The sequence below is a fragment of the Trabulsiella odontotermitis genome, assembly GCF_030053895.1.
In the GTDB taxonomy this organism is placed as follows: Bacteria; Pseudomonadota; Gammaproteobacteria; order Enterobacterales; family Enterobacteriaceae; genus Trabulsiella; species Trabulsiella odontotermitis_C.
Genome location: NZ_CP125781.1, coordinates 291,622 through 304,858, shown reverse-complemented (window position 1 = coordinate 304,858; position 13,237 = coordinate 291,622). Strand labels below are relative to the sequence as shown.

The following is a 13,237-nucleotide window of genomic DNA, read 5'->3' as shown; positions in this document are numbered from 1 at the left end:
AAGATCACCGGGCTACGGGCATGCCCACTTCAGGGATGGGCTCGCCACTGACGCTCAAAATCGGTACCCCTTGTATGCTAAATCCATCCGTACGTCAAACACCTGAAACGTGTTCAGCGTAAAAAAGCCGTCTGGCTTGCTGCTTAATGAACAGAAACAATACGCGGGGTGATGAAGACCACTAACTCGCGTCGTTCATTATCTTTCCCATCGTGGCGAAAGAGCTGTCCAAGCCAGGGAATGTCACCGAGTAACGGAATGCTGTCGCGGGCGGCTTTATTCTTTTGCGAAAATATTCCACCCAATGCCAGCGTTTCGCCACTTTTGACTTCCACTTGTGTTTCAATTTCTTGCTTATCAATGGCCAGTACTTCGCCATCGGCCTGCTGAAGAACCTGACCCGGCATATTTTCGCTAATGCGTAACTTTAGTCGCACACGGCTGTTCTGCAACACTGTCGGTGTCACTTCCATGCCGAGCACCGCCTCTTTAAACTCCACCGACGTGGCGCCGCTCTCGCCGCTGGACACCTGATAGGGGATCTCGCTGCCTTGCTTAATGCTGGCGGGCTGCAGGTGTGAGGCCAGTAAACGCGGACTGGCGATGATATCCACCTTCTGTTTTTGCTCCAGCGCGGAGAGCTCCAGCTCGAGCAGCCGTCCGTTAATATGGCCGATGTTGAATCCAGCGCGGGTCGGCGCATCAGCAACAGACAGATCACTGCCCAGCGTCGTTAGCTTTCCGCTGCCCACGGCGCCTTCCGCCTCTGCCAGGCTCCACTTCACCCCCAGTTCCCGCAGGCTCTTTTCATTGATAGTGACAATATGCGCCGCCAGTTCGACCTGCCCTACCGGCAGATCCATCTCTTTCGCCCACGCCACCAGCGCCTGGGTATGGCTTTTGTCGTCGCGAACAACCAACCGGTTCATGCGTTTATCGACCGTCAGATTCCCGCGTGGCGAGAGAAGCTTTTCCCCCGCTTTTGCCAGTTCTGCCGCATCAGCAAATTCAAACGCGATGCTCTGCCCCACCAGCGGCGTGGCGAGCTGTTGCCTGGCATTTTCCGCCTCCTGTTGCGCCTGCTTCTCTTTCTGCCATGACTGCGAATGCACATACAGAACGCGCCCCTCCTGCGACAGCACCAGACCAGCGCTGTTCACTACCGTGTGCAGCGCCTGTTTCCAGGGAATGTTTGTCAGGTGCAGTGAAATCGCGCCACTGACTTCTGGCCCCACCACCAGGTTGCGCTGCTCCAGCACCGCAAGGCTTTGCAGCACCTGCGCGACAGGAACCTCATCAACCACCAGCGAGACGTTCTTTTCGGCCAGCGCCAGCGGCGCCAGCAGACAGATCCACAGGCTTATCCATACTTTCATCTTTTTCTTTTTCCTTGATCCAGGTCCAGCGCGCAGGGTCGCACCCTTCGCCCGTGTCGACGGTCATGTCAGATTCAGTGAGCGTCACCAGACGCCAGCCGGTCGTGAACACCCCGCCCGCCTCCACCCGATGCCATTTTCCTTCGCTGTCTTTTATCAGGCCGATGCGTCGCTGCTGATGGCCGACGCTCCCTCTGTAATGCCACTGCGTCAGCTCCGCCGTGTGGCAGCGATCGACCGGTGGCGCGAACGGGTCGCGCATTCCCGCCTGAGCAGGTAACAGGGCGATCAGCAGTGTGGTGATGATTTTATTCGCCATCGATCACCTCCAGTTGTAATGTCAGCCGCAATCGGCCATCAACCGGGCGAATACTGAACGCGGCGGTCTGCATGTTGCGCTCAGCAAGACGTGCGAACAGTGATGGGATCTGCGCCCACAGTGTTTCCAGCACCATTTCCCCGCCCGTTTCCGCAGGCTGCCAGCGCGCCAGATGCGTGCCTTCGCGCTGAAAATCCAGCGGTGAAAAGGGCACTTTGACGGGTAGCGTTTGTTGATATTGCTCCGCCTGCATTTGCAGCGCCCGCAGCGTTTGCCACTGACGTGGGATGGAATCCGTTCTCAGCACACTCCCGGCCCACGGCAGGCTATAACCGCCGATGACGGACAATAAAAGGACCGCACCCAGCCAGTAGCCGCAGCGGGCTAACGGCGTGAGAGCACACCAGTGTTCAGGGAGTTGCCGCATCAGCGCCCTCCAGCCGCAGAGTAAACTGCCAGCGCCCCTGCGCATCCCGCTCGGTTTTTCCAACCTTCGCCGGTTTCAGGCCCGGCAGTTCCCGCAGTGCGTCGTTCAGCGTGGCGAGAGCCGGAAAAGCAGAGGCGTAGCCGTTCAACGTCAGCACGTTGTTTTGCCACGACAGTTCGGTTAACCATGCCTGCCCAGGAAAATGCGTCGCGATCGCCTGTAACCGGGGTTGCCACGCCTGCGTCATGGCGCGCCGCGCTTGCCACTGTTGACGGGCCCCGGCCTGCTGTAGCGCCAGCCGGAGCGGTTTTTCGCGTTGCGCCAGCGCCTGCCCCAGTTCGCGATTTGCCGTTGAACGCAGATCCGCAATGTAATGCGTGTTTTCCAGCGTTATTCGGATCAGCAACCACACGAACGTAATGACGAAAAAGGTGCTGAAGAAAATCAGCGTCCAGAAACGCAAACAGCGCTGCTGTCGGCGTTCACGCCAGGGGAGAAAATTCACCTGATGCCTCACCATGCGTTCGCTCCCAGCGCCAGCGCGATGGCAACAGTGAACGCGTCGCTATCAGGCGGCAACGGTGGCTGGCGTTTGATGATCAGATCCCACGGATCAAGATGCGGCGCCGTTACAGGCTGCGCGGTGCAGAGCGTCAGCGGCTGTTGCACGTGCGGGTGAAGGTCACTCAGGGTCGCCGCTTGCGAAAATCCCGTCGCTCCCCAACGGTTGCTCGTCGCCCATAGCCAGGCATCGGCATCACGCCAGACCACGCCCTGTTCAGGGTCAGCCAGAGAAGGCAGGAAATAGCGCAGCGCGCAGGCATCCGGCGTAATGGCGACCGCCTGCAGATTGAGTCTCTGCGCTACCTGTTGCAGCGCGACAACCTCACGCTGCTGCGCCACTGTCACCCGATATTCGCGCGGCGATTCATCGGGGGCGTAATCAAAACAGAGCGCCGCGGCGTCCATTTCCATCCGCTTCGCCATATGACTCGCCACCCACTGGGTGGAATCCCGCTCACGGAGTGTCATTGCCGGGCGCGGGATGATTTTTTGCAACGTCCGGCTGGCGGGAAACGCCAGAGCCGCCTGATGCTGAAGCGGTAATTCGCGCCGCCAGGAACGGAGTGCGTTAACCATGTCATCGGACTGAATAACAATGCCCCGCTCCGCTCCGCTGTCGGGTAACGGAATCGACCACCAGCGGCGCAGCGACCAGCCCACACGCTCGCGCTGTACCGCCACAATCACGATTCGCTCGTGCTGAATATGCAAACCCACCTGCCAGCACCTGAATGTCATATTTGCGATCTCCTTATCCGCCGTCACCTTAACGGCTATCAATGCATCAGGCTTGCCTTTATACTACCGCGCGTTTGCTTATAAACTGCCCAAGTGAAACTTAATGGGAATTCTCCGGTGAAGTTCGTAAAGTATTTATTGATCCTTGCAGTCTGTTGCATTCTGCTGGGAGCAGGCTCGATCTACGGCCTCTACAAGTATATAGAGCCGCAACTCCCAGACGTTGCGACGCTCAAAGACGTGCGCCTGCAAATTCCAATGCAGGTCTACAGTGCTGACGGCGAATTGATTGCCCAGTATGGCGAGAAGCGACGTATCCCGGTCACGCTGAGTGAAATGCCCCCGCAACTGGTAAGAGCGTTTATCGCCACCGAAGACAGCCGCTTCTATGAGCATCACGGCGTCGATCCGGTGGGGATCTTCCGCGCCGCCAGCGTCGCGTTATTCTCGGGGCACGCTTCACAAGGGGCGAGTACCATCACGCAGCAGCTGGCGCGTAACTTCTTCTTAAGCCCTGAAAAAACGCTGATGCGTAAAATTAAGGAAGTGTTCCTGGCCATCCGCATTGAGCAGTTGCTGAATAAAGATGAGATCCTTGAGCTCTACCTGAATAAGATCTATCTGGGTTATCGCGCGTATGGCGTTGGCGCGGCGGCACAGGTCTATTTTGGCAAATCTGTGGCGCAGTTGAACCTCAGCGAAATGGCGATGATTGCCGGTTTGCCAAAAGCGCCGTCAACCTTTAACCCGCTCTATTCCATGGAGCGCGCTACGGCCCGTCGCAACGTGGTGCTGTCGCGCATGCTGAGCGAAGGCTACATCACGCAGACGCAGTACGATCAGGCTCTCCGCGAGCCTATCGACGCCAGCTACCACACGCCGGAAATTGCCTTCTCTGCGCCGTACCTGACGGAAATGGTGCGCCAGGAGATGGTCAGCCGTTATGGCGAACTGGCGTATGAAGACGGTTATCGCATCTACACCACCATTACCCGCAAGACACAGCTTGCCGCCCAGGATGCGCTGCGCAAGAACATGATGGATTACGACATGCGCCACGGCTATCGCGGCCCGTCAAACGTGTTGTGGAAAGTGGGCGAAGCCGCGTGGGACAACAAACGTATCACCGATTCGCTGAAGGGTCTGCCGACTTACGGGCCGCTGGTGCCTGCGGTGGTGACAGCGGCGGATCCGCAGGAAGCCACAGCGATGCTGGCAGACGGCACCTCGATTTCATTACGAATGGAAGGCATCCGCTGGGCGCGTCCGTACCGTTCGGATACTTTGCAGGGCACAACGCCGCGTAAAGTGACAGACGCTGTGCAGACGGGGCAACAGATCTGGGTGCGCCGCGTAGACGACAACTGGTGGCTGGCGCAGGTACCGGACGTCAACTCCGCACTGGTTTCCATCAATCCGCAAAACGGCGCGATTATTGCGCTGGTAGGCGGCTTCGACTTCAACCAGAGCAAGTTTAACCGCGCCACCCAGGCGCTGCGTCAGGTGGGTTCGAACATCAAGCCGTTCCTCTATACCGCGGCGATGGATAAAGGGCTGACGCTGGCGAGCATTCTCAACGACGTGCCGATTTCCCGCTGGGATGCTGGCGCAGGTTCTGACTGGCGGCCGAAAAACTCGCCTGCCGAATATGCCGGTCCGATTCGTCTGCGTCAGGGGCTGGGGCAGTCGAAAAACGTGGTGATGGTCCGCGCGATGCGGGCGATGGGCGTTGATTATGCGGCTGAATATCTGCAGCGCTTCGGCTTTCCGGCGCAGAACATCGTGCATACCGAATCGCTGGCGCTGGGTTCTGCCTCGTTCACACCGCTGCAGGTCGCGCGCGGCTATTCGGTGATGGCGAACGGCGGGTTCCTGGTGGATCCCTATTTCATTGCCAAAATCGAAAACGATCAGGGCGGCGTACTGTTTGAAGCGAAACCGAAAATTGCCTGCGCTGAGTGTAATCTGCCGGTGATTTATGGTGATACCGCCAAATCTGACGTGCTGGAAAACAAAGACGTTGAAGATGTTGCGACCTCGCAGGAACCGCAAAATTCCACAGTGCCAATGCCGCAGCTTGAGCAGGCAAACCAGGCGCTGGTGGCGCAGAGCGGTAGTCAGGAATACGCCCCGCACGTCATCAGCACGCCACTCGCATTCCTGATTAAAAGCGCGCTGAATACCAACATCTTTGGCGAGCCAGGCTGGCAGGGTACCGGCTGGCGCGCAGGCCGCGATCTGAAGCGCCACGATATCGGCGGCAAGACCGGTACCACCAACAGCTCCAAAGATGCCTGGTTCTCCGGTTACGGCCCGGATGTCGTGACGGCGGTTTGGATTGGCTTTGACGACCACCGTCGCGATCTTGGGCGCACCACGGCGTCAGGGGCGATCAAAGATCAGATTTCCGGCTACGAGGGCGGCGCCAAGAGTGCGCAACCGGCCTGGGACGATTTCATGAAAGTCGTGCTGGAAGGGGTACCGGAACAACCACTGACGCCGCCGCCTGGCGTGGTGACGATCAACATTGACCGTTACACCGGGCAACTGGCCAGCGGCAGTAACAGTCGTGCAGAATATTTTATCGAGGGAACGCAGCCGACGCATCAGGCGGTACGTGAAGTGGGAACCACTATTATCGATAACGGTGAAACCCACGAACTGTTCTAATCAAAAAAGGCGCCGCTGGCGCCTTTTTTCTTGCTCTGCTACAGCCGTCCCTGCACTTTCAGCCATTCCCGAACAAGGAACAGCGCGCTGACGTTGCGGGCCTCGTTGAAATCCGGCTCTTCCAGCAAATCCATCACATTCGTCAGTGGCCAGCGAACCTGTGGCAGCGGCTCGGGTTCGTCGCCTGGCAGCGATTCCGGGTAGAGATTTTCAGCCACCACGATATTCATTTTGCTGGAGAAATAGGACGGCGCCATGCTCAGCTTCTTCAGAAACGTCAGATCCTGCGCGCCAAAACCCACTTCTTCTTTCAGCTCGCGGTTCGCGGCTTCAAAAACGGTTTCGCCCGGGTCGATCAGCCCTTTCGAAAACCCCAGCTCGTAGGATTCGGTACCGACCGCGTATTCGCGGATCAGGATCAGGTGATCATCAACAATCGGCACAATCATCACCGCTTCCCGGCTCGATGGACGCATGCGTTCATAAACGCGGCGCACACCATTGCTGAACTCCAGATCCACACTTTCGACATTAAAAAGACGCGAGCGTGCAACGGTTTCGACATTAAGGATCGTGGGCTTCTGTAATGATTTGCTCATTGTGATGGGTCTTTGCAGTGATGACAGGCATCATTGTGCGACAGGCAACACGGTTTCGGCAATCCGAATTGCCGTTTATTTACATTTTCGTAACCTATTTTATCAATCCTTAATTACACACAAAAGTCAAGAGGTTGAAATCGAATTGAGAATTTGCTGATATTCCCCAGGGGATTGCTCTGGTAAGCTCGCAAATTGCGATTAAGTGCAATTAACCTTTCAAGATCTACGCGATACGTGCCGATAGCTACCTACGGGCTCACGTTAACTGTAACTATGCAACCAACGAAACCTGTAAGAAAAGTAAGATAGGAAACGCATGGGCACCTTTTTGATCTTCTTCGTCGTATTACTGGCCTGCATTCTGGCGGCGGGATGGTTTTTCCTGCATCGACCACAGCGCCGTCGCCTGCCGTGGCTGCACGCGTTTACCGGCGCGGCCTCGCGTAAGCTGACCGAAGAAGAACGCACAGCGGTTGAAAATTACCTCGACGGATTGAGCCGCGTTCAGCAGGTTCCGGCCTCGGGTGCCAGTGTCGCGCCAGTGGCGATGACCCTTAACACGCAGAGTGGCACGGTCTATTCCGTCACCCAGTCCATCACCCGCTATGGCATCACCACCGACGATCCCAACAAATGGCGTTACTTTCTCGACGCGGTTGAAGTCCACCTGCCCCCGTTCTGGGAGCAGTACATCAATGACGAAAACAGCGTTGAATTGATTTACACCGACTCACTGCCGCTGGTCATTTCGCTCAATGGCCATACGCTGGGCGACTACCGCCACGAAGCCCACAAATATGCGCTGGAGAAAACTTCGTCAACGCAGGCCTCAATTCGCGGTGAAGAGAGCGAACAGATTGAGCTGCTGAATATCCGCCAGGAAACCCGCGAAGAGCACGCCCTCAGCCGCCCGGACGGGCTGCGAGAAGCGGTGTTGATTGTCGGGGCGTTTCTGCTTGCCTATTTTTGCCTGCTGGCACCGGACGTGTTCGTTCCGTGGCTGCTCGGTGGCGCTATCCTGCTGCTGGCTGCGGGACTGTGGGGGCTTTTTGCGCCACCGGCGAAAACCACGCTACGCGAAATACACTGCCTGCGCGGTACGCCGAAACGCTGGGGGTTGTTTGGCGAAAACAACCAGGAACAGCTCAACAACATTTCGCTGGGTATTATTGATCTGATCTATCCCCGCCACTGGCAGCCGTGGATTGCCAACGACCTCGGGCAGCAAACCGATATCGATATTTACCTCGACCGGAACGTTGCGCGTCAGGGGCGGTTTTTGTCGTTGCACGACGAAGTGCGCAACTTCCCGTTACAGCACTGGCTGCGCAGCGCTGTCATTGCAGGCGGCGCGCTGTTAGTGGTGGTGATGCTATGGGTCAGCGTTCCGCTCAGTATGCCGTTTAAGTTCACGCTGTCATGGCTGAAAGGCGCGCAGACGATTGAAGCCACCACGGTGAACCAACTGGAAGAATCTGGCCTGCGCGTCGGCGATACGCTGCGGCTCCGCGGCACCGGGATGTGTAATATTCATTCACCGGGCAGTTGGACGGCGCAGGAAAACTCACCGTTCATGCCGTTTGATTGTTCGCAGATCATCTGGAACGACGCGCCGCCATTACCGCTGCCGGAATCGGAAATTGTCACCAAAGCCACGGCGCTGGTGCAGGCGGTGAACCGTCAGTTGCATCCGTCGCCGGATGACAGTTCGCGCGTCAGCCCGGCGCTGCGCTCCGCTATTCAAAAGTCGGGAATGGTGCTGCTGGATGACTTCGCCGATATCGTTCTGAAAACGCAGGATCTCTGCTCTGCGAACGACGAGTGCGTGCGCCTCAAAACAGCGCTGGTGAACCTCGGCAACACCAAAGACTGGGAGGCGTTAACTCGCCGCGCCAGCTCCGGCAAGCTGGATGGGGTGAATGTGCTGCTGCGCCCGGTCAGCGCTGAATCGCTGGACAGCCTGGTCAGTTCCTCCACCGCCCCGTTTGTGATGCGTGAAACCGCACGCGCGGCGCAGGCGTTGAACAGCCCGGCGCCTGGCGGGTTCCTCATCAGCAGCGACGAAGGCAGTGATCTGGTCTCTCAGCCCTATCCGTCCGTCGCGCTTTATGATTATCCCGCCCACGAGCAGTGGGGCGAATTTCAGCGTCTGGCGCAAATGCTGATGCACACGCCGTTCAAAGCCGAAGGGATCGTCACCAATCTTTACACCGACGCCAACGGCACCCGCCACGTGAACTTACACCGCATCCCTGACAGCGCCGGGTTGTGGCGTTACATCGGCACCACGCTACTGATGCTGGCGATGCTGGCTTGCGCTAGCTACAGCGGTATTCAGGCCATCCGCCGTTACCAGCGCCACCGCACGCGACTGGAAGAGATCCATAAATATTACGAGAGCTGCCACAATCCGGTTCTCCTCCCTTCTCAGGAAGCGCACGACTAGCACCAGAGCGCGACAGGTTGTGATACCCTGTCGCGCATTGCTTTTCGCTGGAGTTTCACCATGCATTTTGACATCGCCTGGCAGGAGGTCGATACCGTTCTGTTAGATATGGACGGCACCCTGCTCGATCTCGCGTTTGACAATCATTTCTGGCAAAAACTGGTGCCTGAAACTTATGGCGCCCTGCATGGCATCAGCGCGGATGAAGCCCAGACGGTGATCCGCAAGGAGTATCACGCCGTCCAGCATACGCTAAACTGGTACTGTCTGGACTACTGGAGCGAGCGCCTCGGTCTGGACATTTGTGCGATGACCACCGCACAGGGACCACAAGCGGTGCTGCGTGACGACACCGTGCCGTTTCTTGATGCGCTGAAATCCAGCGGTAAACGCCGCATTTTGCTGACCAATGCGCATCCGCACAATCTGGCCGTGAAGCTGGAACATACGGGTCTCGCCTCGCACCTTGATTTATTACTTTCCACCCACACATTTGGTTATCCGAAAGAGGATCAGCGGTTGTGGCAGGCGGTGGCGGAAGAGACGGGGCTTACGGCGCAAAAAACGCTGTTTATCGACGACAGCGAACCCATCCTGGACGCGGCTGCCCGGTTTGGTATTCGTTATTGTCTGGGCGTAACGAACCCCGATTCCGGGCTGGCGGAAAAGCAGTATCTGCGCCATCCGGGGTTAAATGATTATCGTCGGTTGATCCCCTCACTCACTGTAAAGGAGTGACCATGAAAGAGAAACCCACCGAAGCTGTCAGGCTCGATAAGTGGCTCTGGGCGGCCCGCTTTTACAAAACGCGCGCGCTGGCCAGGGAGATGGTGGATGGCGGCAAAGTGCACTACAACGGCCAGCGAAGCAAGCCGAGCAAAGTGGTGGAACTCAACGCCGTACTGACGCTACGCCAGGGCAACGACGAACGTACCGTGGTGATTAAAGGCATTACTGAGCAACGACGTCCTGCAAGCGAAGCGGTGACGTTATATGAAGAGACACCTGAAAGCATCGAAAAGCGCGAGAAAATGGCGCAGGCGCGGAAGCTAAATGCGCTGACGATGCCGCATCCCGACAGGCGACCGGACAAAAAAGAACGCCGCGACCTGATGAGATTTAAGCATGGTGAGAATGAATAATTGTCACCCGTAAGAGAGAAAATTATGACGCAACACGATCAACTACACCGCTATCTGTTTGAAAATTATGCCGTACGCGGTGAACTGGTGACAGTCTCTGAAACGCTGGATCAGATCCTCGCCAACCACAATTACCCACAGCCGGTGAAAAAAGTGCTGTCTGAGCTGTTGGTCGCCACCAGTCTGCTGACCGCCACGCTGAAGTTTGCCGGCGACATTACCGTTCAGTTGCAGGGCGATGGCCCGATGACGCTGGCGGTGATTAACGGCGACAACAAGCAGCAATTGCGCGGCGTGGCCCGTGTGCAGGGCGAGATCCCGGAAGATGCGTCGCTGAAAACGCTGGTGGGCAATGGTTATCTGGTGATCACCATCTCCCCGGACGAGGGCGAGCGCTATCAGGGCGTCGTCGGTCTCGAAGGCGAGACGCTGGCGGAATGCCTGGAAGATTATTTCCTGCGCTCTGAACAGTTGCCAACGCGCCTGATCATCCGTACCGGCGAACATGAGGGCAAACCGGCGGCGGGCGGTATGTTGCTGCAGGTGATGCCAGCGCAGAACGCGCAGACGGCAGATTTCGAGCATCTGGTGACGCTGACCGACACCATTAAAGCTGAAGAGCTTTTCTCGCTGCCAGCCAACGATGTGCTGTGGCGTCTGTACCATGAAGAAGAAGTGACGGTCTACGATCCGCAGGACGTGGAATTCAAATGCACCTGCTCACGCGAACGGTGTGCTGGCGCGCTGAAAACGTTACCGGATGAAGAAATTAACAGCATCCTGGCGGATGAAGGCGAGATCGACATGCACTGTGATTACTGCGGTAACCACTATGTCTTTAACGCCATGGACATCGCAGAAATTCGGAATAACTCCGCACCGGCAGATCCACAAATACACTGATCGCCGAAACCCCAGCATGCTCTCCTTCTCTTCCCGTCTTAGAGAAGGAGATTCTCGTTTTTTTTGCCAAAATCCCCCGCCACCACCGCGAAGTGAATCGATTCTCACTGAAAGTCTTTCGTTAATTTCTTTCATGAATGCGATTACCCTCACATTAATTTAGATAATTACACCGTTTTTTAACCAATTAAGAACATTTCCCCCAATTAAATAGCGATTCCTGCCATAATGCGTAACCCTTGTGAAAGGAGTTACAGGGTTTTTCGTCAGAAAAAACCAGATAAAGTCTGGGGGCCGGATGCGCAAATCTATGAGCCTGGTCGCGGTCAAAAACCCTCTACAACCCTACAATCATTGGCAGTAATATTGGCTAAGGAGCAGTGAAATGCGCGTTAAAGGTTTAACCCCGCAGGATCTCAAGGCTTATGGAATCAACGACGTTCATGATATCGTTTACAATCCCGACTACGATACGTTGTATCAGGAAGAGCTCAATCCCAACCTGGAAGGTTACGAGCGTGGAGTGTTAACGAATCTTGGTGCTATCGCCGTCGACACGGGTATTTTTACCGGCCGTTCGCCGAAAGATAAGTATATTGTTCGTGATGAAACCACCCGCGATACCGTCTGGTGGTCCGACAAAGGCAAAGGAAAAAACGACAACAAACCGCTCTCCCCTGAAACGTGGAAGCACCTGAAAGGTCTGGTTACTCATCAGCTTTCCGGTAAGCGTTTGTTCGTGGTTGATGCTTATTGTGGTGCGAATGAAGACACCCGTCTTTCGGTTCGCTTTATCACTGAAGTGGCCTGGCAGGCTCACTTTGTGAAGAACATGTTCATCCGCCCCACCGATGACGATCTGGCGACGTTCAAGCCTGACTTTATCGTCATGAACGGTGCGAAATGCACCAACCCGCAGTGGAAAGAGCAGGGCCTCAATTCTGAAAACTTCGTTGCCTTCAACCTGACCGAGCGCATTCAGCTCATCGGGGGAACCTGGTACGGCGGCGAAATGAAGAAAGGCATGTTCTCTATTATGAACTACCTGCTGCCGCTGAAGGGCATTGCTTCCATGCACTGCTCTGCCAACGTGGGCGAAAAAGGCGATGTTGCGGTCTTCTTCGGCCTGTCCGGCACCGGCAAAACCACGCTTTCCACCGATCCGAAACGCCGTCTGATTGGCGATGACGAACACGGCTGGGATGACGACGGGGTCTTCAACTTTGAGGGCGGTTGCTACGCTAAAACCATTCGTCTTTCCGAAGAGGCCGAGCCTGATATTTTCCACGCCATCCGTCGCGATGCGCTGCTGGAAAACGTCACCGTTCTTGCGGATGGCGCTATCGATTTTGACGATGCATCCAAAACCGAGAACACCCGTGTCTCGTATCCGATTTACCACATTGAGAACATCGTCAAGCCAGTGTCAAAAGCCGGTCACGCGACTAAAGTGATCTTCCTGACGGCGGATGCGTTCGGTGTGCTGCCGCCGGTCTCTCGTCTGACCGACGACCAGACCCAGTACCACTTCCTCTCCGGCTTTACCGCGAAACTGGCGGGTACCGAGCGTGGTGTGACTGAGCCGACGCCAACCTTCTCTGCCTGCTTCGGCGCAGCGTTCCTGTCGCTGCACCCGACGCAGTACGCAGAAGTGCTGGTGAAACGCATGAAGGCTTCCGGTGCGAAGGCTTATCTGGTGAATACCGGCTGGAACGGTACTGGCAAACGTATCTCCATTAAAGATACGCGTGCGATTATCGATGCAATTCTGGACGGTTCTCTCGACAACGCAGAAACCTTTACGCTGCCGATGTTTGACCTGCAGATCCCAACCGAGCTGCCGGGTGTGGATACCCATATCCTCGATCCGCGCAACACCTACGGTTCACCGGAGCAGTGGCAGGAAAAAGCAGACACGCTGGCGACGCTGTTTATTGAGAACTTCGAGAAATATACTGATACCCCAGCAGGCGAAGCACTGATCAGTGCCGGGCCGAAACTGTAAGTCGGGTCACGCTAATAAAAAAGCCGGGTTTGCGTTATCGCCACC

At 56.4% G+C, this 13,237-nt stretch carries 12 protein-coding genes; 6 read left to right on the top strand and 6 right to left on the bottom strand.

Annotation, left to right across the window (positions count from 1 at the left end):
* Nucleotides 1–143 precede the first annotated feature (143 nt).
* The 5 genes from hofQ to QMG90_RS01345 are packed head-to-tail and all read right to left on the bottom strand — an operon-like array spanning nucleotide 144 to nucleotide 3,424.
* Entirely contained in the window at nucleotides 144–1,376 is a 1,233-nt protein-coding gene (gene hofQ, locus QMG90_RS01365; protein WP_283282429.1) for a DNA uptake porin HofQ, read from the bottom strand.
* Nucleotides 1,297–1,695, bottom strand: coding sequence for a HofP DNA utilization family protein (locus QMG90_RS01360; RefSeq protein ID WP_283282428.1), 399 nt, complete (start codon nucleotides 1,693–1,695; stop codon nucleotides 1,297–1,299). The genes hofQ and QMG90_RS01360 overlap by 80 nt, the downstream gene beginning before the upstream one ends.
* Nucleotides 1,685–2,122, bottom strand: a complete 438-nt coding sequence (locus tag QMG90_RS01355) for a HofO family protein (RefSeq protein ID WP_283282427.1) — start codon at nucleotides 2,120–2,122, stop codon at nucleotides 1,685–1,687. The genes QMG90_RS01360 and QMG90_RS01355 overlap by 11 nt, the downstream gene beginning before the upstream one ends.
* Nucleotides 2,106–2,642 carry a PilN domain-containing protein gene (locus tag QMG90_RS01350; protein ID WP_283282426.1) on the bottom strand — a complete coding sequence of 179 codons (537 nt, stop codon included), beginning with the start codon at nucleotides 2,640–2,642 and terminating at the stop codon, nucleotides 2,106–2,108. The genes QMG90_RS01355 and QMG90_RS01350 overlap by 17 nt, the downstream gene beginning before the upstream one ends.
* Nucleotides 2,636–3,424: a type IV pilus biogenesis protein PilM gene (locus tag QMG90_RS01345; protein WP_283282425.1), complete on the bottom strand. Its 789-nt coding sequence runs from the start codon at nucleotides 3,422–3,424 to the stop codon at nucleotides 2,636–2,638. The genes QMG90_RS01350 and QMG90_RS01345 overlap by 7 nt, the downstream gene beginning before the upstream one ends.
* Before the next feature lie 117 nt (nucleotides 3,425–3,541).
* Between QMG90_RS01345 and mrcA the strand changes: the two genes are divergently transcribed.
* Nucleotides 3,542–6,094, top strand: coding sequence for a peptidoglycan glycosyltransferase/peptidoglycan DD-transpeptidase MrcA (gene mrcA, locus QMG90_RS01340; protein ID WP_283282424.1), 2,553 nt, complete (start codon nucleotides 3,542–3,544; stop codon nucleotides 6,092–6,094).
* A gap of 38 nt (nucleotides 6,095–6,132) precedes the next feature.
* Here mrcA and nudE read toward each other — a convergent pair whose 3' ends face one another.
* Entirely contained in the window at nucleotides 6,133–6,693 is a 561-nt protein-coding gene (gene nudE, locus QMG90_RS01335) for an ADP compounds hydrolase NudE (RefSeq protein WP_283282423.1), read from the bottom strand.
* A 319-nt stretch (nucleotides 6,694–7,012) separates the two neighbouring features.
* Between nudE and QMG90_RS01330 the strand changes: the two genes are divergently transcribed.
* From QMG90_RS01330 to pckA, 5 genes are all read left to right on the top strand, one after another.
* Nucleotides 7,013–9,142, top strand: coding sequence for an intracellular growth attenuator family protein (locus QMG90_RS01330; RefSeq protein ID WP_283282422.1), 2,130 nt, complete (start codon nucleotides 7,013–7,015; stop codon nucleotides 9,140–9,142).
* 60 nt (nucleotides 9,143–9,202) lie between these two features.
* On the top strand, nucleotides 9,203–9,880 hold the full coding sequence (gene yrfG / locus QMG90_RS01325; RefSeq protein ID WP_283282421.1) for a GMP/IMP nucleotidase: 678 nt from the start codon (nucleotides 9,203–9,205) through the stop codon (nucleotides 9,878–9,880).
* Between the two features lie 2 nt (nucleotides 9,881–9,882).
* Entirely contained in the window at nucleotides 9,883–10,284 is a 402-nt protein-coding gene (gene hslR, locus QMG90_RS01320) for a ribosome-associated heat shock protein Hsp15 (protein WP_038158766.1), read from the top strand.
* Nucleotides 10,285–10,308: 24 nt separating this feature from the next.
* The gene (gene hslO / locus QMG90_RS01315; RefSeq protein WP_283282420.1) at nucleotides 10,309–11,187 is read left to right on the top strand and encodes an Hsp33 family molecular chaperone HslO; all 879 of its coding nucleotides are present in this window, start codon (nucleotides 10,309–10,311) and stop codon (nucleotides 11,185–11,187) included.
* Nucleotides 11,188–11,572: 385 nt separating this feature from the next.
* A complete protein-coding gene (gene pckA / locus QMG90_RS01310; RefSeq protein ID WP_283282419.1) occupies nucleotides 11,573–13,192 on the top strand; it encodes a phosphoenolpyruvate carboxykinase (ATP) in 1,620 nt (539 codons plus the stop codon).
* Nucleotides 13,193–13,237 lie beyond the last annotated feature (45 nt).

Coding starts and splice junctions, on each gene's coding strand:
- hofQ (WP_283282429.1), bottom strand. CDS start 1,376: ATGAAAGTATGGATAAGCCTGTGGATCTGTCTGCTGGCGCCGCTGGCG.
- QMG90_RS01360 (WP_283282428.1), bottom strand. CDS start 1,695: ATGGCGAATAAAATCATCACCACACTGCTGATCGCCCTGTTACCTGCT.
- QMG90_RS01355 (WP_283282427.1), bottom strand. CDS start 2,122: ATGCGGCAACTCCCTGAACACTGGTGTGCTCTCACGCCGTTAGCCCGC.
- QMG90_RS01350 (WP_283282426.1), bottom strand. CDS start 2,642: ATGGTGAGGCATCAGGTGAATTTTCTCCCCTGGCGTGAACGCCGACAG.
- QMG90_RS01345 (WP_283282425.1), bottom strand. CDS start 3,424: ATGACATTCAGGTGCTGGCAGGTGGGTTTGCATATTCAGCACGAGCGA.
- nudE (WP_283282423.1), bottom strand. CDS start 6,693: ATGAGCAAATCATTACAGAAGCCCACGATCCTTAATGTCGAAACCGTT.
- QMG90_RS01330 (WP_283282422.1), top strand. CDS start 7,013: ATGGGCACCTTTTTGATCTTCTTCGTCGTATTACTGGCCTGCATTCTG.
- yrfG (WP_283282421.1), top strand. CDS start 9,203: ATGCATTTTGACATCGCCTGGCAGGAGGTCGATACCGTTCTGTTAGAT.
- hslR (WP_038158766.1), top strand. CDS start 9,883: ATGAAAGAGAAACCCACCGAAGCTGTCAGGCTCGATAAGTGGCTCTGG.
- hslO (WP_283282420.1), top strand. CDS start 10,309: ATGACGCAACACGATCAACTACACCGCTATCTGTTTGAAAATTATGCC.
- pckA (WP_283282419.1), top strand. CDS start 11,573: ATGCGCGTTAAAGGTTTAACCCCGCAGGATCTCAAGGCTTATGGAATC.